This is a genomic window from Bacillus sp. RHFS10, from assembly GCF_016757475.1.
Classification (GTDB): Bacteria; Bacillota; Bacilli; order Bacillales; family Bacillaceae; genus Bacillus; species Bacillus subtilis_G.
Genome location: NZ_JAESPO010000001.1, coordinates 141,604 through 163,466, shown reverse-complemented (window position 1 = coordinate 163,466; position 21,863 = coordinate 141,604). Strand labels below are relative to the sequence as shown.

Here is a 21,863-nt window from a genome sequence, read left to right as displayed (position 1 = left end):
CAGAAATTGTTTTGGGCTTTTGTGCATTATTCTATCGGACTGCAAATTTCAATATAATGTCCATCCGGGTCGGAGATATAGGCAACCGTCTGCCCCCATGGCTTCACTTTCGGCTCCCCAATAATTGTGACCCCCTGTTCTCTTACCCTTTTGATAACCGCTTCTACGTTTTCAGTGACAAAACCAATTTCAAATGTGTTCGAAGCAGATGTATCTGGAATGTCTAGCGGCGTGATTTCTCTGGCGCTTTCTCGCGTATTAAGCGCCAATATCGCAGAGCCTGTTTCAAATTCGATATACGTGCCGTGTTCAGCACGAATCGGCAGTCCTAAAATATCCTGATAAAAATGAATAGCCCGCTTGCTGTCCGATACGTATAGAATAAGATATTTCATTGATAATTTCATTGCCAATCCTCCTCAACATTTCATTAGTCCTTCTATCCCGGTATAGATGCTTCCATCCTTAAGCTTGGATCTCTCCACATCTGCGCCCATTTTTTCACAGCCGCCACGATAATGATGAAGCCTAACAGCAGCATGATGATCGATAGTACGCCATTCAATACACTGTATCCTGCTGCTTCAGGATTGAGATACACATTGCGCACCATCCAATAGCCCGCATAATTGACAGTGACATATAAATAGGCAAGCGGGATAAGGCAGGTCAGAATGTAACGGCGTTTATCGGCGATTTTCAGCACGATGGTCCCTCCAATAATCAGCCCCACTGAAGCCATCAGCTGATTGGACACGCCAAACAGCGCCCAAATGGAACCGATATCCCCTGAATACAGCAGATAGCCCCACATCAGGCAGGCGAGCGCGCTGGCAAATACAGATCCCGGAATCCAGTCTGTTTTCTTCAGCGGTTTATACACCTCTCCGAAGAAATCCTGAATCAGATAACGGGCAACACGTGTGCCGGCGTCAATCGCTGTTAAAATAAATACGGCTTCAAACATAATGACAAATTGGAAAAAGTATGAGGCCAAATGGCTGAAAAACGGCATTCCGGTAAAAATATAAGTCATTCCCACCGCAAGCGTAACGGCTCCCCCTGTTCTTCCTTCTAAGTCCAAACCGATTTCCCTGCTCAATTCAGGCAAATGGACGACATTCATGCCGAGCGTACGGAAAACCTCAGGCGTGCTGTTAATCGCAAAGTAATCAGCAGGCTGCAAGGCGGTCGCTGCAATCAGCGCCATAATGCCGACAAGACACTCGACAAGCATTGCGCCAAACGCAACCGGCTTCATATCACTCCATTTATTCAGCATTTTCGGGGTCGTACCTGAACCGACAAAGGCGTGAAATCCCGAGATCGCACCGCAGGCGATAGTAATTGAAATGAACGGCCAGACGGGTCCTGCCAGCACCGGCCCGCCCCCTTTTACGAATTCTGTAAACGCAGGAAACGGGATGGACGGATTGACGACAAATACCCCGGCAATCAAAGCGATAAACACACCGATTTTCATAAAGCTGCTTAAATAATCACGCGGTGCGAGAAGGAGCCAAACGGGAAGCGCCGCTGCAAAAAACGCATAAATAGGAAGTGCAATTGCAAGCGTTTTCGTTTCTAGCGATAAAAAGTCACCGAGCGCAGTAGTCTGCACCCATGGGCCGATAAAGACTCCCGCCATTAAAAAGAGAAAACCGATCGTTGACGCAAGCTTTAAATTTCCCGTTTTCTTATAAAATAAGCCCACGCCCATCGCAATCGGAATTGTAATTCCTACCGCAAATGTGCCCCACGGATTGCGTTCAAGCGCGTGCAGCACAACCATCGACAGCCCCGCCATCGTAATCGTGATAATAAAAAGCATAGACAGTCCCGTGCAAAATCCGGCAACAGGGCCAAGCTCATCCTTCGCCACTTCTGACAGCGACTTTCCATTTTTGCGCATTGATGCAAACAGCACAACAAGATCATGGACGGCTCCCCCTATTACCGCCCCGATTAACAGCCATAATAACCCCGGCAAATAGCCGAACTGCGCCGCCAAAATCGGTCCGACCAGCGGCCCGGCCGCTGCGATCGCTGCAAAATGGTGGCCAAAAGAGACCCATTTATTTGTAGGCACATAATCTTTTCCATCCTCAAGCGCGTGAGCAGGCGTCGGCTTGTCATCATTCACTTTGAGAACCTTCACCATCATAAATGTTCCGTATAAACGATAGGCAATAGCCAAAATGCACATTGACGCTATCACAATTGTAACCGCATTCATTTTCTCTCATCCCCTTTGCTGTTTTTCATAAATATATCATAATTTCATGGTGATAAGCGGTCATTTTTTCCTATACAGAAAAGCCGGCTGGAATTGGCCGGCTCGTCGCAGTTAGTTTAGTTCAATGTCTCCAGAGGTTGTGCGAATGTTTAAATGATTAGAGGTTTCGTTATCACCTATATATCCTGTAATGCGCTTCTCTGATTTTTCTTGATACATAATTTGATCTAGGTTGACTGACGTCTCACCTGAGTCAGTCTGACAATCCATTGCTAAGGTTGCAGGTTCTTTCTGATATTCTACGGACACACTTCCGCTCGTTGTGACGATGTCAACTTCTTTGTTCTGACTCTCCTGTAGAAGGTCAATATCTCCGGAGGTTGTCTTATAATTCACCTTTCCAGCTGTTGTGCGGCTGCTTTCTATTAATCCACTTGTTGTCTTTACCACACCTTGGCCGAATGAATTTTGGTTTTCTTGAATATCTCCGCTCGTTGTTTTTAGCGTCAACTCGTTTTCGATGCGTGCATGCTTCAGCTCAATATTTCCTGATGTAGAGTCAACAGCAGTTTGATCCGCGTGCACATTTTCAATGAGAATATCCCCAGAGGTTGTCGTTACCGTTAACTCACCATACTTCTTTTCAGGAATAATAATTGTGATTTTCATATCCTTTTCGCTGTCCCACGCTATAAAAGAGATGATATTCTCGCGTGCTATTTGATTGATTTTTAATGACTTGCCATCTTGGCTCACATCGAACAGCTTTTTGCTTTTATCACTGACTTTCCCTTCAGCCGCTACCTGAATATCATCCGTTTGCCCAATTTTGACCTCTGCATTCATCGAGCTCGTTGTTACCTCAATTTTTTTAATATCTGTGGCAGAATATGTTTCAGCAGCTGTCACCTCGTCTCTTGTAAAATCAGAAGCAGCTGCAGTGATGACAGCTCCGATGACCCCGACTGCAAATACTGCGATTAATCCTATTATGATTTTTTTCATGTCCGCGCCCCCGTCACCAGCTTTAGATTATATTTGATATATCGTAAACCCATGCCATACAGCAGCTTTCCTAAATGCGACAGCCCTATACAAGATAGCAGCCCCAGACTGCCAAACACGAGTGATAAAAAGAACTCCAGCATCATGTGCGTATTCGTTTGAAACATCAACATGCCGATAAAAATGATCGGTGACACAGAAAGTGCAAGCGCCGCCCCGCATAACCCCACGTACACTCCTAAAATGCCAATAGCCGGTCCCAGAACGAAAATCATATTTAAGAAGCTTATCGCTGCTGCTGAACATGCCATGTGAAAAAGATTCTTTTTAGGGCGTTGCTCTGCTGGAGCAGTTTCCGTGACATCTTGCATCAATTCCTTTGCAATTTGTTTTGGAGAACCGAGTTCCCTGATGATGTCCGCTTCCAGCCGCCTTCTTTCATCCCTTCGGTCATATGTTCTTCAAAATCAAATAAGATCTCATTCCGCTCTTCTTCTGAAAGCGGCATTAACGCTTTACTTAACTCCTGCAAAAACAGTTCTTGATTCATTGTTCTCCTCCCCTTGCCACGTCGATGATTTGATTGACAGATGCTGTGAACTGATCCCATTCTGCCAGCAGCAGTTTCATTCGCATGGAACCAAGCTTTGACATCGTATAGTATTTTCTGGCAGGACCTTCGGAAGACGGCGCCATATATGTTTCTAAATACTCTTCTTTCGTCAGTCTTCTTAGAAGAGGATATAAGGTGCCTTCAGCAATCGCCATGTGCCTGGAAATGTTTTGAGAAAGCTCATATCCGTATTGGTCTTTTTCAGATATGAATACAAGCACACATAGCTCTAATGCTCCCTTTTTGAATTGAGCATTCATCATAAAATCCTCCCCGAAGCTCGTTAATTTTGTTTATATTTTCCACCATTTATGCATATAGTAACATTCACTACTGAACATTACAAGGTACTGAATCATATCTACCTCCAAAAAAAAGAAAAACCGGAGAGCGATCTCCGGCTAATGTTTCACTTTATGACTGTTTTTTCAAGCGGATCACATTCCAGGAAAGCGGCGTGAAATGCGCGGTTAAGCCGTTTTCGCTGACAGATGATGTTCCGTTGGAATGCGGGACGACATTTTTTCTGTTTTGCTGGTTTGTCGCTTTGATATCCTGATGCTCGAGTACAATGTGCTCTGCGATTTGGAAGGATTCAAAGCCTCTGAGCGAAATCTCCGTCTCCATCTGATCTTCAGCTTTGTTTACCGCAAAAATCGTGAGTGTTTCTTCCTCTTCGGCATACACAACAGCGGCATCAACATATGGCACATCAGTAAAATCTGAGCAGTCGTACTTCGGAGAAGAAATAAGCGGCTTCAGTGATACGCCTCTTCCGTAAACAGAAGCATGCATGTATGGATAGAAGATTGGCTGTCTCCATGCTTCCCCGCCTTTTTCCGTCATAATCGGCGCGATGACATTTACAAGCTGTGCAAGGCACGCGATTTTCACACGGTCTGCGTGCTGCAGCATCGTAATAAGCAGAGAGCCGACCAATAAAGCATCTTCAAAATTATAAATATCCTCTAAAATCGGACGCGCAGTAATCCAAGGCTCGACTTTTTTATCCGCCTCATTTGAGTGATACCAGACGTTCCATTCATCCAGAGAGAGATTGATTGTTTTCTTGCTGCGGGTTTTTGCTTTTACATAGTCACAGGTTGCAGCGACAGATTTAATAAAATGATCAAGATCCATGGAACGGGCCAAGTAGTTTGGCAGATTGTTATCCCGGTTTCCGTAATACGTATGGAGAGAGATATAGTCGACATGCTCGTACGTATGCTCCAGCACCTTCGCTTCCCAATCGATAAAGGTCGGCATGCCGCTGTTTGAACTGCCGCAGGCAACAAGTTCAATTGTTGGATCAACCCACTTCATGACCTTTGCAGTCTCTGCGGCAAGCCGTCCGTATTCGTCAGCTGTTTTATGGCCGATCTGCCACGGGCCATCCATTTCGTTTCCTAAGCACCATGTCTTGATGCCGTACGGCTGTTCATAGCCATGCGATCTTCTTAAATCACTCCAGTAAGAGCCTTTCGGGTGGTTACAGTATTCAACGAGATTGCGGGCGGCATCTATGCCTCTTGTGCCAAGGTTGACGGCCATGTTGACCTCAGTGTTCATCTTTTTTGCCCAAGATAAAAATTCATTTGTTCCCACTTCATTCGTTTCTGTCGTTTGCCATGCCAAGTCAAGCCGTCTCGGGCGGTTTTCGACAGGTCCGACACCGTCCTCCCAGTTATATCCGGATAAAAAGTTTCCGCCCGGATAGCGGATAAGCGGAACCTGCAATTCTTTGATCAGCGACTGGACATCCTTTCTAAACCCGTCTTTATCTGCTTCAGGGTGGTCAGGCTCATATATGCCTTCATATACCGCTCGCCCCATATGTTCGATAAACGAGCCGTAAATCCGCTTGTCTACTTCACCGATTTTATATTCTTTGTCTACAATCATTCGCGCTTTTTTCATCACACGTTTCCTCCTCTATTAACCTTTGACTCCTCCTACCGTCAGGCCGGAGATAAAGTATTTTTGGAAAAATAAGAAAATGATAATAACTGGCAAAATTGCAAATACTGAGCCGGATATGAGCATGTCATAGTTGTTTCCGTAAGGGCTCAGCAAGCTGGACAGCCCAATTGGAAGCGTAAACATTTCTTTCGAACGAAGCACAATCAACGGCCATAAGAAGTTGTTCCAGCTGTTTAAGGACTGGAGGATAATCATCGCGCCGAAAGCCGGTTTCATCAGCGGCGCCATAATCCGGAAAAAGATCCCGAATTCCGTACAGCCGTCCATCCTTGCAGAGTCCAGCAGATCTTTTGGAAGACCGAGGGCATACTGCCTGAAAAAGAAAACAGCTACCGGCGAAACGATGAATGGCAGGATGACACCCGTATACGAATCGATCAAGTGCAATCCGACGGTCAGCTTAAACAACGGAAGCATCATTACTTCAAGCGGAACCATCATAATAATCAGCACAAGAACAAAGATGATATTCCTGCCCTTAAACTCGTAAACCGCAAGTCCGTACCCAATCATCGATGAAAAAAACAGAGTGAGCACGGTCGTGAAAACCCCAAGCACAAGACTGTTAAAAAACCATTTAAAATAAATGCTGCCGCCATTAAACAGAAATGTGTAGTTATCTAAACTCATCACTTTTGGATCAATATCAACATTCAGCCCTACACGCAAAAGCTCAGATGACGGCTTTAATGATCCTAAAAGCAAACAGAAAATCGGAAAAATATACAATAGGCTCAGCATGATAAAAAACAGGGTAAGCGCGATTTTGTAAACGCTGTACTGAGGACTGTGCCGCAACATTTATCCCTCCCCCTTAAACGAGCCTGACAGCTTTAACGAAATCAGGCTGACAACAAGTATCACAATCAAAAGCACAATGCCGATGGCCGCTCCGTATCCCATTTCGTTGTAGGCAAGCCCTTGCTGGTACAAATATCCGACAAGCGTCAAGCCGATATTACCCGGGGAATTATTTTGCCAAAGGACGTAGCTTTCCTCAAACATCCTGAATCCGCCGATGATACTGATGGTTAGCACATAAACCGTTACAGGCTTGAGAAACGGCAGCGTAATGTGCCGGAATTTTTTCATCGTATTCGCGCCGTCAATATCGGCGGCTTCGTACAGCTCTTTCGGCACATTTTGCAAACCGGCCAAAAAGTAAAGGATGTTGATTCCCATCCATCTCCACGAAGCAAGCAGCACCATTAAAAACATGCCGGTATGTTCATTGTTCATCCAGTTCTGAGGTGAAAAGCCGAGTTTGAGTAAGATGGAATTGGCCAGCGACGTTTCCATTTCCCCGAAGATCAGCCGAAAAATGATCCCCGCCACAATGGTGGAAGTCAATGCCGGAATGAATAGTGCTGATTTGAATATATTTCTGAATTTGACCAGCTTTGAATTCAGGAATATGGCCAGCAGCAATGGGACTGGAATCAGCACAATCAGTGTCCAAAAGGTGTATTCCAGTGTATTCCAAAGGGCAGTATAGAACGTCGGATTGTTTAGTGCAGTGTAATTCGACAATCCGACAAACGTCACCTCTCCCGGCAATATTCTTTGAAAGCTCATGATGAAGACGCTAATGATGGGGTATAAAAAAAATACGAGAAAGGATAAAACGAATGGCGCTGTAAACAGATAGGGCGCCGCTTTTTTCGAATAAAATAGATCTCGCCAGCCTGATTGTTTCGCAGCTGAGGGAACGGGATGAACCGTTCCCGTTTTCACAGGTTTCATGAGAACCTCCCCGCTTTCACTTTTTGAATGGGATTCTATTTCTGTTTCAGTTCACCTGCCGCTCTGTCCAAGGCTTGCTTAGGCGTTTTTTGCTGAGATTTAAGTGCGTCGAACAATACGCTTCTGTTGACAAGGTCTGAAGCCTTGGCAAAATCCTCGTGTAAATAAATCGGATTGATTTCGTCCTTGATATCGAGCAGCATAGAAAAAATGCCTGTTCCATTTTGGAAGTAATCCGTGTATTTGTTTTTCTCCTTCAATTCCTGAGAGCTCCAGACATCCCAGCGAAGCGGGTCAAACCCGAGTACGCTCCAAAGCTTTTTGTTTCCTTCTTTAGAGCCCTTCGCAAAGGCCAAAAACTCTTTTGCTAACTCAACATGCTTAGATTGCTTCGGCACAACAGTTGCCGTACCGCCCAAACCTGCCGAACGGTCGCCCCCCTCTTTCCACGCCGGAAGCGGCCGGATGGCAATCTTCCCTTTCAGATCAGGCATATAATCTATGAATCTTCCCATATACCAAATCGGCATCAGAACCGACGCTGCTCCGCCTTGGTTCATAAAGCCGTAATATTCTTCACTGTGATGCCCGCCGCCCGGTGCGGCAATCATCGTTTTATCATTAATCATGTCCTTTAAAAATTGAATTGTTTTTACATTGGTGTCATTATTAAGGATCAGCTTGCCGTTTTTATCAAAATAACCTGATTTTTGCTGTGAAATCATGGATAAGAACGTTGCGGAATCATTGGTTTCCACCGTCCCCATCGGCCTTCCGGTTACTTTGCGCACTTTCTGCCCGGCTTTATGGTAATCATCCCATGTTTTGATATCATCAGGATTGACGCCGGCTTTTTTCATCACATCCATGTTATAAAACATCACTGTCGTTCCTACATGCGTATCCAGCCCGTAAAGCTTGCCGTTTTTGCTGTACAAGGTAAGCCGCGCCTCAACGAATTTATCGCGGTCCTTTTCAATCAGCGGAGTCAGGTCGGCAAGCGGTATATCAGAGCCCTTTAAAAAGTTTGAAAAACGGGCCAATTCGACATCGGCAATATCAGGGACGCCTTCTCCCGCAATTAAGGAGATAGACAAATTATCGTGCATTTGCCCATATGGATAAACGACCGTATTCAGTTTAATTTTGCGGTCAGGATATTTTTTGTTCCATTCCTTCACCATTTCCACATAAAACTGCTCATGAAGTCCATTAAATGTCCAAAAGGTCAGTTCGGTTTCACCCGATTTCCCGGATGATCTTTCTGCTGAACACCCAGCAATGAATAATGTCAGCAGCATCATGAGCACAAGAAAACAGGCAGTCATTTTTTTCATTTGCGTTACCCCTTCCATTCGAGGTGCGGGCTATTCATATAGACCATGATTGATCAGCGTTTTGTTTTCATTGATGATTCTTAATCCGGTGCAGCGGTCTCTTAATGTGTGCGCGTGTCTGAAGGCATTCTTGACGGAATCCTGCCCGACACCGATTTCGTCAAAAAACGCAGGGCCTCCTGCTGATCTCAGCCAATCGGCCAGCACTTCTCCTTCCGGGAGCGTTTCATAAGCCGATTGAATGGCTTGCCGCCGGCGCGGAGAAAATTCGTTCAGTCCGTCATCCTGGGCGAGCTTTCTGTATGTGTCAGTTAATAACACAGCGGCACAACCCACCTTTGCCCCATGGAGAATTTGAGGCCGGTTTTTCTTCATTAATTCCATCTCAATCCAATGGGAAATATGATGCTCTCCGCCTGATGCCGGACGGGAATGATCTAAAGCCAGCATGACAAGACCTGATACAATTAAAGATTCCATTAAAACCAGTATGCCTGTTTCCGTTTTCATCGCAATGTCTTCTGTGTGTGCGATACAGGCTTCCAGCGCCTCCTGAACGATCTTAGCCCCCGTTGGAGAATAAGGCTCGCCGGCAAGGTGGCGGGATATTTCCCAATCAGCTAAAGACGTGATTTTCCCGAGCATGTCGCCAAATCCAGCCGCAACCATTGACTGGGGTGCCGCTTTTAATAGATCCAGATCAGCGAACAGCGCGGATGGAGCCTTCGTTTGGATGGTTGTTTTCGTTCCGTATAAAATAAGCGGCGCCCCGGCTGACGTAAATCCGTCTACAGATGAAGCAGTCGGATAGGAAATAAACGACAAATCCCTCTGAAACGCTGCGAAGCGCACGATATCATGAATCGTGCCCGAACCGACCGCGATCATAACATCCGTTGTTTTTTCCGTATGGATCAGCGCATGAATGAGCGATCGTTCATCAGCCGTCACATCTCCGGCTTCATTTCCCGGAATGATCAGGCACTCAGCCTGAAACCCTTCTTGATGCAGGCGGTTTTCCAAATCAATTCCCGCAATGCGATGTGTATTCGAGTCGCAGACAAGGACAATCTGTTTGTTGTTTTTTCTTTTTACATAATCCAATAGCGAATCAGCTGCTTGTTTGCCGATAACAATTTCTTCAACTTCTATAGGAAAAACCTTTTCTCCGGCGAGTTCAAAAGCTTGCTCAACGTCAGCTGCGATACGATTCATAACAGAATCCCCTCCTCAGCCAATTTGGTTATATCCTTAATGGATTCCAGCACATAATCCGGCGTGTACAAACGCTGCTCACCCGGTTTCGCAGAACCAGTAAGCACTAAGGCGCTTTTCATGCCATAAAGCTTTCCCATCGCAATGTCAGATTCAATACTGTCTCCGATAATCAGGCATTCATGTGCGGACAGCCCCATTGCTGTACAGGCAGCCTCCGCCATCAGCCATGACGGCTTTCCGACAACAAGCTCTGTTTTTGCTTGAGCGGAAGCCTCTATCGCTCCGATCATACCGGCCACATCGATCGCATTGCCGTCTTCATTCGGAAAGGAGCGGTCTTTGTTCGTAGCCATGATACGAGCGCCGCCGGCGGCAGCTTGAAAGGCCAGATTTAAATCTTCGTACGTGAGTGTTTCATGAAGGGAGATCACCAGCCAATCCGCTTCCTTCGGTTCGTTCGCGTGCTCTACACCGGCCAGTCTCAGCTCGTCTGCCAAGCCTTGTTCTCCAAGCACCCACACTTTTGAAAAACGATAATGTTTCTTCAGAAAATCTGCTGTGACGCTTGACGACAGAACAATGTCGTTTACATCAGCTTCAATCCCCGCGCCGAGAAGTTTTTTTCTGCACATGGCACGGGAGATATTCCCCCGATTGCTCAAAAAGACGATTTTCTTCCCCATTCCCCGAAGCGTACTGATCGCTTCCCTTGCCCCTTCAATCAATTCATTTCCTCTGAATACAGTACCGTCCAAGTCAATCAGAATGCCGGCCGGTGACACAGCGGAATCATGACTGGCCATAATACGCGTTTGCTCCGTGTTTTCGATAAAAATGCTTTTCGTGAAGGACTGTATTGATTGGGTTTACATCCTTGTTCAGCATAACGGAGTGATAGGCCATTTCCGCAACTGTTTCTAATACAACTGCGTTATGGATGGCATTTAAAGCGTCCGTGCCCCAGCAGAACGGTCCGTGGTTATTCACGAGTACACCCGGCACCTGTTCGTAGTTATGGTGCTGAAAGGTTTCAGCTATGACTTTTCCTGTATTCAGTTCGTAGTCATGAATGATTTCTTCATCGTACATTTCTCTTGTACATGGAATCGCACTGTCAAAATAATCAGCATGTGTCGTGCCTAAAGGCGGTATGTCTCTGCCCGATTGCGCCCAGCTTGTCGCCCATTGAGAATGGGTATGGACAATTCCCCCGATGTTCGGAAAGGCTTTGTACAAATAAACATGAGTAGGTGTATCTGAAGAAGGCTTGAGCGAGCCTTCGACGACCTCTCCTTCAAGGTTCAAAACAACCAAGTCATCAGCTGTCAGGTCGCTGTATTCGACTCCGCTAGGTTTGATGACAATTCTTTCTTTCTCACGGTCAATGCCGCTGACATTTCCCCACGTAAAGGTTACCAGCTGATGCTCTTGAAGCTTCAGGTTGGCTGCCAGCACTTCTTTTTTTAATGTTTCAAGCATGCTCCATCACCCTTTATGAATTCTTTTTGGCGGCAGATGAAAATTGAAGATTTTTGATTGTTTTCAGACGCTTCATCACATGATTTTCTTTTCCGAAGTAGTGAACCAGTTCTTTATATTCAGCGTACAATTTTTCATACACCGCGGCGTTTTCGGCGTTTGGCGTATAAGATATATCTTTCAGTTTCCCCATGTGCGCCGCTGCCTCTTTGATGTCATTGTATCCGCCGTTTTCTTTACCTGCGGCAAGCGCGCCGAAAATGGCAGATCCTAGGGCTGGCGCTTGCGGGGAACCAGAGATTTTAATGTCCATATTTGTCACATCCGCATAAACCTGCATGACAAACGGGTTTTTCTCAGCAATTCCGCCGGCTGCGTACAGCTCCTCAATCGGAACCCCGCTTTCTTTGAACGTTTCGATAATCATCCGGGTTCCGTAAGCTGTCGCTTCAACTAAAGCTCTATACATCTCTTCAGGCTTTGTCAGCAGCGTCATGCCAAGCAGCATTCCTGTTAAATCAGCATCAACAAGGGTTGAACGGTTTCCATTCCACCAATCCAAAGCAAGCAATCCGCTTTCACCCGGCGCTTGAAGGTTTGCTTTTTCACTCAGCAGCTCATGAATGCCAATGTTTTTTTCCTCTGCTTCCTTTTGATACGCTTGCGGGACACATGTCTTCACAAACCAGTCAAAATGATCGCCGACACAGGACTGCCCGGCTTCATAGCCCGCGTAGCCCGGAAGAATTCCGTTGTCCACAACACCGCACATACCGGGCACGATATGTACGTCTTCGCCTAGAAGTACATGGCACGTCGAGGTTCCCATAATCATCAGCATTTTCCCTGGCTCTGTGATGCCGACCGCTGGTACGGAAACATGAGCGTCCACATTGGCAACCGCGACAGCTGTCCCTGGAAGAAGGCCTGTCAGCTGTGCCATTTTTTCAGTCAGTCCACCGGCTCTTTCCCCTACTGAGTGAATAGAACCTGCTAATTTGTCCTTTGTAATCGTTTTCATTAAAGGGTTTAATTTGTTAAAGAAATCATCCGACGGATAGCCCGCTTTTTCACTCCAAATCGCTTTATATCCTGCTGTACAATTACTTCGCTTGAGCGAGCCGCACAGCTGGTACACGATCCAGTCTGCAGCCTCGATGATCCGGTCAGCCGCTTCATAAATGTGAGGCGCTTCTTCAGCAATCTGCATGACCTTCGGAATCATCCATTCTGATGAAATTTTTCCTCCGTACCGCTGTAAAAAAGCTTCTCCTTCTTCTTCCGCGATTTGATTGAGCCGATCAGCATGTTTTTGAGCCGCATGATGCTTCCAGAGCTTCACATAGCTGTGCGGCTCCTCTTCATATTCCGGCAGCATGCATAACGGCTGTCCTGTACTGTCAACAGGCAGGATCGTACATGCCGTAAAATCAATGCCGATCCCGATAATGTCTTTCGGCTCAACACCCGTCTGTTCGAGTAAAGACGGAATGGTTGTTTCCAAGACTTCGAGGTAATCAGCCGGATCCTGCAGCGCCCAATCCCGCGGCAGCTTATGACCCGTTTTTGGAAGGACAGTATCGATGACAGCATGTCTGTATTCTTTTACAGCAGCCGCCAGTTCCTCCCCTGTTTCGACATGAACGAGCACCGCTCTTCCTGATAAAGTTCCAAAATCAACTCCTATAGTGTAAGCCAAGTGGCATCCCCCTTCCTACTTTTGAAGCCGGTAAAGCGCCTCGTTCCATTTTAATTCGTGTTTCAGCTTGTGAATTGTCGTATCACGGGAAATGAGAACACTTTCGATTCCCGCCATTTCTGCCCAATCGAGCATTTGCTCCACTGTCAGTTCATAAGACAAGCAGGTATGGTGTGCGCCGCCGGCTAAAATCCATGCCTCCGCCGCTGTTTTCAATGATGGCTCCGGCTTCCAGAGAACACGGGCCACTGGCAGATGCGGCATATCTTTTTCAATTTCTTGTCCGTTAACTTCATTCAAAACAAGGCGGAAACGCCCGCCGATATCAACAAGGCTTGCTTGAATAGCTGAACCGCTGATGCCGTTAAATACAAAACGTGCAGGGTCCTCTTTTCCCCCGATAGAAAGCGGATGAACCTCAATTTTCGGTTGATCCAAAGCGACAGTCGGACACACTTCAAGCATATGCGAACCTAGAATCATTTCATTTCCCGGTTCAAAATGGTACGTATAATCTTCCATGAAGGACGTTCTTTTTCCTTCAGCCATGATTTTCATCATTCGTACAAGGGCCGCCGTCTTCCAATCTCCCTCACCGGCGAATCCGTAGCCCTTCTCCATCAGGCGCTGTACGGCAAGCCCCGGCAGCTGTTTCATTCCGTGCAGCACTTCAAACGATGTCGTAAACGCCGTGTATCCGCCTTGTTCAAGAAAAGCGGTTAATCCAAGTTCAATTTTCGCCTGTTCTTTAATGGACGCTACCTTTGCTTCGTCACGTTTTGTTTCCTCGCTGATCACATAGAGCCTGTCATACTCCGCATAGAGCGTGTCAACCTCGTCGTCGGTGATGCGGTTCATCACCTCTACAAGGTCTCCGATGCCATACCCGTCAACCTGCCAGCCAAATTGAATATGCGCCCCCACCTTGTCTCCGTCCGTTACCGCGACGTGACGCATGTTATCTCCGAATCTGGCAACCTTAATATGTCTGCTTTCATTTAATGCAGCCGCTGTATCCATCCACTGGGAAATCTCTTTCTTCACTTCTTCATCATCCCAGTACCCTGCAACGACTTTCCGGCTCAGACCCATTCGCGAGTTGATGTAACCGTACTCACGATCGCCATGTGCGGATTGGTTGCTGTTCATAAAATCCATGTCAATCGTACCCCAAGGGATATCGCGATTATATTGAGTATGCAAATGCATAAGCGGTTTTTGATAAGTAGAAAGACCTTCTATCCACATTTTTGCGGGAGAAAATGTATGCATCCATGTAATGATGCCGGCGCATGTCTCACTGTACTCCGCTTCTCTTAACAGCTGTCTGATGGTTTCCGATGAAGTGACGACAGGCTTGTGAGTGATTTTATATCTGGAAGAAACCCCGCTGAGCCCCTCGCAAATGCTTTTCGCATGCTGATCCACCAGTTCCAGTGTCTCTTCCCCGTATAGATGCTGGCTTCCTGTTACAAACCAGAATTCATAATCCTTTGTCTGAAGCATGTAATCTGCCCCTTTCTTCCTATAGTAAAACGCTTTCAATTACCCAAACAGATACGGACTAATAACAAAAAATAAACTATTAACAATTAATTTGTACGAACAACTTCATTATATTAGTAGGTTTATTTACTGTCAATCATTTTTGTATTCTTTTACAAAAAGAAATGATTGGTTACTAGGTTTTTAGGTGAAAAAATACGTTCTTAAAACTATGATTTTTCTGTCAATTCACCTTCCGATTCCGCTTTCCATTAGAAAAAGCCCTGATGTATCAGGGCTAAACAAAGAGAATAAGATGTGAACGATTGGCTTTATCTTAATAAGACGGCCAGCCTGAGCTCCAATTCAAATCATTGATTAACATCTTTGGTATGCCGTTGTCTTTTGCATCATAAGCATGACGCACAAGTATGTTTCCGTTTACGATATCCTGTCCGCCCGGCCCTTTCCACTGTTCATTGCCGGAATCAAGAATCGTACCTCCTCCGTCCATCATGCTTTTACCGTTTCTGTCTACATAAGGACCTGTAATATTTTTCGATCTGCCGTAAGCAATTTTGTACGTACTATTTATCCCTTGACAGCATTTATCGAATGACACCATTAAATAGTAGTAGCCATTATGGTATGTTAATGTAGGGGCTTCCAGAGCGCCGCCGTTATTTGGTCTGGCCGCTATTGAATATAATGAACCGGTTGGTTTCATCGTATCTTTGTTTAATTTCGTTAATTTAATTCCGCCCCAAAATGATCCGAATGCAAGCCAAGGGTTTCCATCTTTGTCAATCGTTAATTCAGGATCAATGGCATTATAATTATTTGCAGTTGTTGTCCGAGTAACTAGCCCTTCATCCTTCCAGCTGCCCGAACTGAGATTAGTTGCTGAAGCAAGCCCAATTAAAGAGGTATTGCTTCCAAACGAAGAAACCGAATAGTAAAGCCAGTACTTTCCGTTGTAGTATGTCACATCCGGAGCCCATTGGTTTCGTTCGAAATTAGGCACATATTGGCGCCACCACGATAAAGGACTGGTGAAAATTGATTTTTGAACTCTCCATACCCCGTTGCTGTCCGCTTTCAGTACACGAAGTCCGTTTTCCTCTGCAAGCCCTGTCCCGAAGGCATACCAAGTATTTCCTTCCTTTGCCATCGTCGGATCATGCAGAAGCTCGTTCGATGCTCCCCAAAAAGCGGCTGATGCTGGCAAAGCGGACAACATCACAGCACCAGCTGTTAAAGCTGCGCAAGAAAAACGCAATAAATTTGAAAACGCTTTCTTTTTCATATTCATTAAATCCTCCTTTTTTTGAGATATAGAAAACTTGCTTATCAACCAGACTAGCACATATTTTCTATATATATCCTTATTGTAGAGTTACTTATTGAATTTGTACAGACAAATAAATAGAATCCGCCTTTTATAGCGGATTCAAATCATTTTTATTCATATGTGATTTGGTCAACTGTCTTTCGGTCTAATTTCTTAATCACTTCTGTAATTAATTTGACCGCATTTTCATAATCGTCACGATGCAGCATAGCCGCGTGTGTATGAATGTAGCGGGTTGCAATGGTAATGGACAGCGCGGGAACACCATTTGCCGTCAAATGGATGGCTCCCGAATCAGTTCCGCCGCCGGCAATGGCATCAAATTGGTACGGAATGCCCGCTTCCTCCGCCGTAGCGACAACGACATCTCGCAAACCTTTGTGAGAAACCATGGATGCATCGTACACGATAATCTGGGGTCCTTCACCCATTTTACTTTGCGCTTCTTTCTCAGAAATCCCAGGCGTGTCTCCTGCTATCCCTACATCAACACCAAACGCAATATCAGGCTGAATGGTGTATGCTGCTGTTTTCGCTCCTCTTAGGCCGACTTCCTCCTGCACAGTTCCCACGCCATACACAATGTTTGGATGATCTGTGTTTTGTAAATTTCTTAACACATCAATGGCAATCGCACAGCCGATGCGGTTGTCCCACGCCTTCGCCAAGAGGAATTTTTCATTGTTCATGACTGTAAATTCAAAATGAGGAACGATCATATCTCCCGGAAGCACACCCCATTCCAAGGCTTCTTCTCGGCTTGAAGCTCCAATATCAATAAACATCTCTTTTATTTCCACTGATTTTTTTCTCGCTTCAGGAGATAAAATATGAGGCGGCTTTGAGCCAATAACCCCTGTGATTTCCCCTTTTTTCGTCACGATGGTTACACGCTGGGCCAGCATCACCTGAGCCCACCAGCCGCCAACGGTTTGAAAACGGATAAAGCCTTTATCAGTGATTTGCGTCACCATAAAACCGACTTCGTCCAAATGCCCGGCAATCATAATTTTCGGGCCGTTTTCCGCACCTGTTTTTTTGGCGATTAAACTGCCCAGACGATCTGTTGTCACTTCATCAGCAAATGGTTCTATGTATGATTTCATCACTTGCCTTACTTCTCTTTCATTGCCCGGTATGCCTTTTGCATCTGTTAAATCTTTCAGCATGGTCAATGTTTCATCTAATTTTGCCATGTTCCATAACCTCCTTCATCAGTCCTGCATTCTTATTATACAAAACCTGACGCTAACCATACGACTATTTCACTTGAAAATCGGGTATATGTTTTTAGAACTTTTCTTTAAAAAAAGTGAAACCTTTTTCTGTGCTCTTCGTATTACATCAGATCATCACAATAAGGGAGGTGCCTTCACACAATGTTTGTCATGGTTCTAAGGATTATATTACTTGCACTTTTTGCTTATTGTATTTATGCCGCGGTCAAATATGTCGCCAGTCCAAAGAGAAGGCTCAAACTGGCCCAATCAAAAGAACATTTTTATATTATTGATGAACAGAACAATGCCCGTAAGAACTTTCAACTGACGTATAAAGGCGTGCTTTTTGAAGGAGAAAAGCATATTCCTTCCAAAGATCATCCGCTGTTTATCCATACCATTTTTGTCTGGACAGAATCTCCTCAGAAGCTGAAGCATTTGTCTGCAAAAGATTTTGAGAACATTGAAGAAAAAGTGCTGGAACGCTATCCGAATTGTAAGATTGACTGGGACCAGCCCATTAAACTCGCCAAAAAAGCAGAAGAGCGCTAAAACGCTTTTCTGCTTTTTATAAATCAAACGGACTGTAATAAATGCCGATCAAGACCGCTTCAATCAACAAAAGGAGCGGCACTCCATACTTAAAAGAGGCGTGCTTCGTTTTATGTCTGAAGGTTTGCATGCCAAGCCAGACACCGAGCGCTCCAAACACGATCGCTATCAGCCACAGCCGGTCTTCAGAAATTCTCCATTTGTGCTGCTGCGCTTTTCGTTTGTCAGCCCCCATCACCCAAAAACCGCACAGATTCATCAGCACCAAATAAACAGCAATAACCATGTTGCCCCCATCCTTTATATAAAAAAGCCGCTCTGCTGGAGAGCGGCTCTATATGATTACTTGTTTAATTGAGATTTAGCAGTATCAGCAAGCTGATTGAATGCAGTAAGATCGTTTACAGCAAGATCAGCAAGCATTTTACGGTTTACTTCGATACCAGAAAGCTTAAGACCGTGCATTAAACGGCTGTAAGAAAGACCGTTCATGCGGGCAGCTGCGTTAATACGAGTGATCCAAAGTTTACGGAAATCACGTTTTTTCTGACGACGGTCACGGAAAGCATAGTTTCCAGATTTCATGACCTGCTGGTTAGCTACTTTGTATAATGTATGTTTTGAACCGAAATAACCTTTTGCTAATTTAAGAACCTTTTTACGACGCTTACGTGTAACAGTTCCGCCTTTTACTCTTGGCATTAAATTTCCCTCCTAATTGTTCCTTGTCCGATTACTTGATGTTAGCAAGCATTTGTTTGATGCGTTTGAAGTCTCCTGCACTTACAACAGCACTCTTGCGAAGCTTACGCTTTTGCTTTTGAGATTTGTTGGCGAATAAGTGACTTGTGTACGCGTGAGAACGTTTCAACTTCCCAGAACCTGTCTTTTTAAAACGTTTAGCAGATCCGCGGTGAGTTTTCATTTTTGGCATGGGATTTCCTCCTTATTGCTTTTCGTTTTTCGGCGCGAGCATTAAGAACATGCTGCGGCCGTCCATTTTTGGTTTTGTTTCGACAGTCGCAACCTCAGCACATGCTTCAGAAAAACGGTCTAATACACGCTGGCCGATTTCTTTATGAGTGATTGCGCGTCCTTTAAATCGGATAGAAGCTTTCACTTTATCGCCTTTTTCAAGGAATTTAATCGCATTGCGCAATTTCGTGTTAAAGTCATGCTCATCGATTGTCGGACTTAACCGAACTTCTTTTAAGTTAATGATTTTTTGATTTTTGCGTGCTTCTTTTTCCTTTTTCTGCTGCTCAAATCGGAACTTACCGTAGTCCATGATTCGGCAGACAGGCGGTTTTGCATTCGCTGCAACTAACACAAGGTCAAGATTTGCGCGGCCGGCGATTTCAAGTGCTTCCTGACGGGACTTGATTCCAAGCTGGTCGCCATTTTGTCCGATTAGACGGACCTCACGTGCACGGATACCCTCATTAACCAATTGATCTTTGCTAATAATGAGCCACCTCCATAGTTTCTTCGAATTGATTCACAACTCATTTTGACTGCATTCTGCAGGCAAACAAAAAGTGCGGGCATTATAAAACACCCACACTACGAACATCTGTATCAATAAAAATGTACGGTCAACCTGCCAACTACATGCATGTGTCAATCAGGTGAGAAGCGGGTGCTTCTGCTTGTGATTTATATTCAATTCAATAACTATTCTACACAATGCCGGATCTTTAGTCAAGGATGACTTCTCCGGAACAACTTTCTCATTGTAACATGGGTTTTCTATGAGTGCAAGAAAGAAAAAGAAAATCTTTGCATTCTCATCCAGAATGTAAAGTGTCCGAACAGTCAGCTACACATCAAGTGTTTTGCTGAATAACATCGATTCAGCCAGCGAATACTCCATGGCCGATCCCCCGAAATGCTGAAAATAGCTGATTTGCTGTACCGCATCCAGCCGCTGACACCCCCGCCATGAATAAAGACCTTGAGCCGAGGGTGGTGCACACCTGATTCTGTTAGATGAAGAACCAATAGTCTCCCCCATCCTTCTCCTTATTTCGCAATTTACCACGCAACCACTGACAGGAAAAAATGTAAAACAAAGTTAATCCCTAACCGATATAAGAAGCAGAAGGGAGTCTGACGTATGAACAAACTGATACAGCTTGCTTTATTTTTCACATTGATATTGACCGGTTGCTCGAATAGCAAAAGCACACCTTCCGAACCAAAAGCTGAAACTGTTAAAACAGCCGCAACATTTCATCAAAAGGAACTGGAGAAAGAGCTGAAAAAACTAAAACCCGTTTCAACGAAAATAAAGTTTGAAAATCCGCTCGCTGCTGAATTAGGAAAGCTGAAAGCAAAAGAAGAAGCAGAGAAACAAAGACAAATCGCCGCCGCAAAACAACGAGAAAAAGAGCGAGAGGCGAAACGAAAGAAACAGCAGGAGGAAGAAGCGGAGAGACAGCGATTGGCAGAAGCTGAAAGACAAGCTGAACTTGAAAGACAGCGGCAGGCAGCAATCCAAAAAGAGCAGGAAGCAAATGCTGAAAAAAAGCGGCACTCGCAGGCACAACGACAGCAGACCGAGGCACCCTCATCTAATAGACAACATTCACCGTCATCCTCGAACCAGACAGATGGTACCGTTCAACAGCCGGCTTCAGAGCTTCCTGATGACGACGGCTATGGTTATGAAGAACGAAAAAAGTGGCATGATGACCAAGTCGAATGGGGCATTAAACAAGGATATATCGATCCCGAAGACGCACCATAAAATAGACAAAGCCAAGGCTATCAGCCTTGGCTTATCCTCCGATCAGCTGCACGAACACAGGGATGACCAGAACCGTTACAACTCCTACTACGACAACAGCAATACTTGCCATCGCCGCTTCGACCTCTCCCATCTCGATCCCGACAGCTACACCGAGTGCATGCCCGGACGTTCCGAGAGCCAACCCTTTAGAGATGGGATTCTTTACTTTAAACACCTTCAAGAACAACGCTCCGAGCGCATATACAATGACAGCGTTAAAGATAACCGCAAAAGCTGTGATGTTGCTAATGCCTCCGATGTCTTTTGATAAAGGAAGCGCAATTGCCGTTGTAGCCGCCTGCGGAAGCATGCTTTTCATCACTGACGCATCGAGGTGAATGCCTTTTGCGAGCAAATAAACAATCGTGACAGAGCAAATAGAGCCAACGATAATAGAGGACATGATTTGCCACCAGTATTTTTTCAGCTTATCTCTTTGTTTGTACAAAGGAATGGCAAAAGCGATCGTCGCCGGTTCAAGAAAAAACTTAATGATTTCTCCCCCGTTATTATAGTCCGCGTAGGAAAAACCGCCGATTTTTAAAAATGCGATCCCAAGCACCATGGCAACAAACAAAGGAGTGAAAAGGAAGAAGCCTTTCGTTTTCTTAAATAAAAAAGTGCCGATGCCGAATGCAGCCAGTGATACGACAATGCCGAAATAAGGACTCATTGTGCTTTCCATCTGTTGAACCTCCTGTTTCCTTAATGGTGAACGAGTTCGTTATTGTTCTGCGGGCTTTGCACTGTTTTTGTTTTCATGTCCGCTGCGGATTTGCGTTTTCCGCTTAGCGAAAGAATCAGCTGTGAAAACAATCCTGTAGCCCCCAGCAATATAATCGTTGCGAGCAGAATGACAAGAACAATTTGCAGGCCGTATTGCTGCATCACACCAAGCGAATTCATAACAGATATACCTGACGGGACAAATAAAAATCCGATCAGAGAGGTTAAAGACGTTCCGAGCGTTTCTACTTGTTCCAGTTTAATCACTTTTAAACATAATAGGAGAAATAATAAGACCAATCCTACAACCGATGCCGGGATAGGAATTGGGACAATAGCGGCAATCATATTTGAAACCAGCATAATGACGGCAAAAATAAATGCTTGTGTTAAAAACCCGTACACTTTTTTAGCACTCATTTTCTTCA

The 21,863-nt window shown here is 45.1% G+C and carries 26 protein-coding genes, 1 pseudogene and 1 other annotated feature; of the genes and pseudogenes, 2 read left to right on the top strand and 25 right to left on the bottom strand.

All coding sequences use genetic code 11. The features are described 5' to 3' along the window. Positions 1-26: 26 nt before the first annotated feature. The 18 genes and pseudogenes from JMN17_RS00780 to JMN17_RS00705 form a co-directional block, all read right to left on the bottom strand. Positions 27-395 (bottom strand): VOC family protein, encoded by a 369-nt coding sequence (locus tag JMN17_RS00780; protein ID WP_242519859.1) that lies wholly within the window; start codon positions 393-395, stop codon positions 27-29. Then, positions 310-497, bottom strand: a pseudogene (locus tag JMN17_RS21585) (hypothetical protein). Before JMN17_RS21585 ends, JMN17_RS00780 begins: the two are co-directional and overlap by 86 nt. Then, on the bottom strand, positions 440-2,236 hold the full coding sequence (gene cstA / locus JMN17_RS00775) for a carbon starvation protein CstA (protein ID WP_202326974.1): 1,797 nt from the start codon (positions 2,234-2,236) through the stop codon (positions 440-442). The pseudogene JMN17_RS21585 and the gene cstA overlap by 58 nt, the downstream one beginning before the upstream one ends. Positions 2,237-2,347: 111 nt before the next feature. Next, positions 2,348-3,241: a DUF4097 family beta strand repeat-containing protein gene (locus tag JMN17_RS00770; protein WP_087992385.1), complete on the bottom strand. Its 894-nt coding sequence runs from the start codon at positions 3,239-3,241 to the stop codon at positions 2,348-2,350. After that, positions 3,238-3,552 carry a hypothetical protein gene (locus JMN17_RS22040; protein WP_437124934.1) on the bottom strand — a complete coding sequence of 105 codons (315 nt, stop codon included), beginning with the start codon at positions 3,550-3,552 and terminating at the stop codon, positions 3,238-3,240. Before JMN17_RS22040 ends, JMN17_RS00770 begins: the two co-directional genes overlap by 4 nt. A gap of 59 nt (positions 3,553-3,611) precedes the next feature. Further along, complete coding sequence (locus JMN17_RS22035; RefSeq protein WP_437124935.1) at positions 3,612-3,791, bottom strand: HAAS signaling domain-containing protein; 180 nt, start codon at positions 3,789-3,791, stop codon at positions 3,612-3,614. Beyond that, entirely contained in the window at positions 3,788-4,114 is a 327-nt protein-coding gene (locus JMN17_RS00760) for a PadR family transcriptional regulator (RefSeq protein ID WP_176365293.1), read from the bottom strand. The genes JMN17_RS22035 and JMN17_RS00760 overlap by 4 nt, the downstream gene beginning before the upstream one ends. Before the next feature lie 154 nt (positions 4,115-4,268). Further along, a complete protein-coding gene (gene abfA, locus JMN17_RS00755; protein ID WP_202326972.1) occupies positions 4,269-5,771 on the bottom strand; it encodes an alpha-L-arabinofuranosidase AbfA in 1,503 nt (500 codons plus the stop codon). Between the two features lie 18 nt (positions 5,772-5,789). Next, positions 5,790-6,635: an arabinose ABC transporter permease AraQ gene (araQ, locus tag JMN17_RS00750; protein ID WP_202326970.1), complete on the bottom strand. Its 846-nt coding sequence runs from the start codon at positions 6,633-6,635 to the stop codon at positions 5,790-5,792. After that, a complete protein-coding gene (locus JMN17_RS00745) occupies positions 6,636-7,577 on the bottom strand; it encodes a carbohydrate ABC transporter permease (protein ID WP_087992389.1) in 942 nt (313 codons plus the stop codon). It lies immediately after the preceding gene. A gap of 35 nt (positions 7,578-7,612) precedes the next feature. Next, the gene (locus JMN17_RS00740; protein WP_202326968.1) at positions 7,613-8,914 is read right to left on the bottom strand and encodes an ABC transporter substrate-binding protein; all 1,302 of its coding nucleotides are present in this window, start codon (positions 8,912-8,914) and stop codon (positions 7,613-7,615) included. Positions 8,915-8,944: 30 nt separating this feature from the next. After that, positions 8,945-10,129: a sn-glycerol-1-phosphate dehydrogenase gene (gene egsA, locus JMN17_RS00735; protein WP_202326966.1), complete on the bottom strand. Its 1,185-nt coding sequence runs from the start codon at positions 10,127-10,129 to the stop codon at positions 8,945-8,947. Continuing rightward, positions 10,126-10,935 (bottom strand): HAD-IIA family hydrolase, encoded by an 810-nt coding sequence (locus JMN17_RS00730; RefSeq protein ID WP_087992392.1) that lies wholly within the window; start codon positions 10,933-10,935, stop codon positions 10,126-10,128. The genes egsA and JMN17_RS00730 overlap by 4 nt, the downstream gene beginning before the upstream one ends. Further along, the gene (gene araD, locus JMN17_RS00725; protein ID WP_010329719.1) at positions 10,922-11,611 is read right to left on the bottom strand and encodes an L-ribulose-5-phosphate 4-epimerase; all 690 of its coding nucleotides are present in this window, start codon (positions 11,609-11,611) and stop codon (positions 10,922-10,924) included. Before araD ends, JMN17_RS00730 begins: the two co-directional genes overlap by 14 nt. A 13-nt stretch (positions 11,612-11,624) precedes the next feature. Further along, the gene (gene araB, locus JMN17_RS00720; protein WP_087992394.1) at positions 11,625-13,310 is read right to left on the bottom strand and encodes a ribulokinase; all 1,686 of its coding nucleotides are present in this window, start codon (positions 13,308-13,310) and stop codon (positions 11,625-11,627) included. 15 nt (positions 13,311-13,325) lie between these two features. Beyond that, positions 13,326-14,816, bottom strand: a complete 1,491-nt coding sequence (gene araA / locus JMN17_RS00715) for an L-arabinose isomerase (RefSeq protein WP_087992395.1) — start codon at positions 14,814-14,816, stop codon at positions 13,326-13,328. Positions 14,817-15,132: 316 nt separating this feature from the next. After that, positions 15,133-16,101, bottom strand: a complete 969-nt coding sequence (locus JMN17_RS00710; RefSeq protein WP_087992463.1) for a glycoside hydrolase family 43 protein — start codon at positions 16,099-16,101, stop codon at positions 15,133-15,135. A 155-nt stretch (positions 16,102-16,256) separates the two neighbouring features. After that, the gene (locus JMN17_RS00705; RefSeq protein ID WP_087992396.1) at positions 16,257-17,342 is read right to left on the bottom strand and encodes a M42 family metallopeptidase; all 1,086 of its coding nucleotides are present in this window, start codon (positions 17,340-17,342) and stop codon (positions 16,257-16,259) included. Positions 17,343-17,525: 183 nt separating this feature from the next. Here JMN17_RS00705 and ysdB point away from each other — a divergent pair, with 183 nt between their 5' ends. Beyond that, the gene (ysdB, locus tag JMN17_RS00700; protein ID WP_087992397.1) at positions 17,526-17,918 is read left to right on the top strand and encodes a sigma W pathway protein YsdB; all 393 of its coding nucleotides are present in this window, start codon (positions 17,526-17,528) and stop codon (positions 17,916-17,918) included. A 16-nt stretch (positions 17,919-17,934) separates the two neighbouring features. On the opposite strand, the gene JMN17_RS00695 is transcribed toward ysdB, so the two are convergent. From JMN17_RS00695 to JMN17_RS00675, 5 genes are all read right to left on the bottom strand, one after another. Further along, the gene (locus tag JMN17_RS00695) at positions 17,935-18,204 is read right to left on the bottom strand and encodes a DUF1294 domain-containing protein (protein ID WP_087992398.1); all 270 of its coding nucleotides are present in this window, start codon (positions 18,202-18,204) and stop codon (positions 17,935-17,937) included. Between the two features lie 56 nt (positions 18,205-18,260). Beyond that, positions 18,261-18,620 carry a 50S ribosomal protein L20 gene (rplT, locus tag JMN17_RS00690; RefSeq protein ID WP_087992399.1) on the bottom strand — a complete coding sequence of 120 codons (360 nt, stop codon included), beginning with the start codon at positions 18,618-18,620 and terminating at the stop codon, positions 18,261-18,263. Positions 18,621-18,651: 31 nt separating this feature from the next. Beyond that, positions 18,652-18,852, bottom strand: coding sequence for a 50S ribosomal protein L35 (gene rpmI / locus JMN17_RS00685; RefSeq protein WP_003222418.1), 201 nt, complete (start codon positions 18,850-18,852; stop codon positions 18,652-18,654). Positions 18,853-18,864: 12 nt separating this feature from the next. After that, complete coding sequence (gene infC, locus JMN17_RS00680; protein WP_010886591.1) at positions 18,865-19,386, bottom strand: translation initiation factor IF-3; 522 nt, start codon at positions 19,384-19,386, stop codon at positions 18,865-18,867. 58 nt (positions 19,387-19,444) lie between these two features. Continuing rightward, positions 19,445-19,575, bottom strand: a sequence feature (ribosomal protein L20 leader region). A 158-nt stretch (positions 19,576-19,733) separates the two neighbouring features. Then, positions 19,734-19,919: a hypothetical protein gene (locus JMN17_RS00675; RefSeq protein ID WP_242519847.1), complete on the bottom strand. Its 186-nt coding sequence runs from the start codon at positions 19,917-19,919 to the stop codon at positions 19,734-19,736. Positions 19,920-20,034: 115 nt separating this feature from the next. Between JMN17_RS00675 and JMN17_RS00670 the strand changes: the two genes are divergently transcribed. Next, positions 20,035-20,667: a hypothetical protein gene (locus JMN17_RS00670; RefSeq protein ID WP_202326964.1), complete on the top strand. Its 633-nt coding sequence runs from the start codon at positions 20,035-20,037 to the stop codon at positions 20,665-20,667. Positions 20,668-20,698: 31 nt separating this feature from the next. Here JMN17_RS00670 and lrgB read toward each other — a convergent pair whose 3' ends face one another. Then, a complete protein-coding gene (gene lrgB, locus JMN17_RS00665) occupies positions 20,699-21,394 on the bottom strand; it encodes an antiholin-like protein LrgB (protein WP_202326962.1) in 696 nt (231 codons plus the stop codon). 20 nt (positions 21,395-21,414) lie between these two features. Beyond that, complete coding sequence (gene lrgA, locus JMN17_RS00660) at positions 21,415-21,855, bottom strand: antiholin-like murein hydrolase modulator LrgA (RefSeq protein WP_087992402.1); 441 nt, start codon at positions 21,853-21,855, stop codon at positions 21,415-21,417. Positions 21,856-21,863: the final 8 nt, after the last annotated feature.

Excerpts from the sequence above, each read along its gene's own strand:
- JMN17_RS00780 (WP_242519859.1), bottom strand. The coding sequence starts at position 395 with ATGAAATATCTTATTCTATACGTATCGGACAGCAAGCGGGCTATTCAT.
- cstA (WP_202326974.1), bottom strand. The coding sequence starts at position 2,236 with ATGAATGCGGTTACAATTGTGATAGCGTCAATGTGCATTTTGGCTATT.
- JMN17_RS00770 (WP_087992385.1), bottom strand. The coding sequence starts at position 3,241 with ATGAAAAAAATCATAATAGGATTAATCGCAGTATTTGCAGTCGGGGTC.
- JMN17_RS22040 (WP_437124934.1), bottom strand. The coding sequence starts at position 3,552 with ATGGCATGTTCAGCAGCAGCGATAAGCTTCTTAAATATGATTTTCGTT.
- JMN17_RS22035 (WP_437124935.1), bottom strand. The coding sequence starts at position 3,791 with ATGAATCAAGAACTGTTTTTGCAGGAGTTAAGTAAAGCGTTAATGCCG.
- JMN17_RS00760 (WP_176365293.1), bottom strand. The coding sequence starts at position 4,114 with ATGAATGCTCAATTCAAAAAGGGAGCATTAGAGCTATGTGTGCTTGTA.
- abfA (WP_202326972.1), bottom strand. The coding sequence starts at position 5,771 with ATGAAAAAAGCGCGAATGATTGTAGACAAAGAATATAAAATCGGTGAA.
- araQ (WP_202326970.1), bottom strand. The coding sequence starts at position 6,635 with ATGTTGCGGCACAGTCCTCAGTACAGCGTTTACAAAATCGCGCTTACC.
- JMN17_RS00745 (WP_087992389.1), bottom strand. The coding sequence starts at position 7,577 with ATGAAACCTGTGAAAACGGGAACGGTTCATCCCGTTCCCTCAGCTGCG.
- JMN17_RS00740 (WP_202326968.1), bottom strand. The coding sequence starts at position 8,914 with ATGAAAAAAATGACTGCCTGTTTTCTTGTGCTCATGATGCTGCTGACA.
- egsA (WP_202326966.1), bottom strand. The coding sequence starts at position 10,129 with ATGAATCGTATCGCAGCTGACGTTGAGCAAGCTTTTGAACTCGCCGGA.
- JMN17_RS00730 (WP_087992392.1), bottom strand. The coding sequence starts at position 10,935 with ATGGCCAGTCATGATTCCGCTGTGTCACCGGCCGGCATTCTGATTGAC.
- araD (WP_010329719.1), bottom strand. The coding sequence starts at position 11,611 with ATGCTTGAAACATTAAAAAAAGAAGTGCTGGCAGCCAACCTGAAGCTT.
- araA (WP_087992395.1), bottom strand. The coding sequence starts at position 14,816 with ATGCTTCAGACAAAGGATTATGAATTCTGGTTTGTAACAGGAAGCCAG.
- JMN17_RS00710 (WP_087992463.1), bottom strand. The coding sequence starts at position 16,101 with ATGAAAAAGAAAGCGTTTTCAAATTTATTGCGTTTTTCTTGCGCAGCT.
- JMN17_RS00705 (WP_087992396.1), bottom strand. The coding sequence starts at position 17,342 with ATGGCAAAATTAGATGAAACATTGACCATGCTGAAAGATTTAACAGAT.
- ysdB (WP_087992397.1), top strand. The coding sequence starts at position 17,526 with ATGTTTGTCATGGTTCTAAGGATTATATTACTTGCACTTTTTGCTTAT.
- JMN17_RS00695 (WP_087992398.1), bottom strand. The coding sequence starts at position 18,204 with ATGGTTATTGCTGTTTATTTGGTGCTGATGAATCTGTGCGGTTTTTGG.
- rplT (WP_087992399.1), bottom strand. The coding sequence starts at position 18,620 with ATGCCAAGAGTAAAAGGCGGAACTGTTACACGTAAGCGTCGTAAAAAG.
- rpmI (WP_003222418.1), bottom strand. The coding sequence starts at position 18,852 with ATGCCAAAAATGAAAACTCACCGCGGATCTGCTAAACGTTTTAAAAAG.
- JMN17_RS00670 (WP_202326964.1), top strand. The coding sequence starts at position 20,035 with ATGAACAAACTGATACAGCTTGCTTTATTTTTCACATTGATATTGACC.
- lrgB (WP_202326962.1), bottom strand. The coding sequence starts at position 21,394 with ATGGAAAGCACAATGAGTCCTTATTTCGGCATTGTCGTATCACTGGCT.
- lrgA (WP_087992402.1), bottom strand. The coding sequence starts at position 21,855 with ATGAGTGCTAAAAAAGTGTACGGGTTTTTAACACAAGCATTTATTTTT.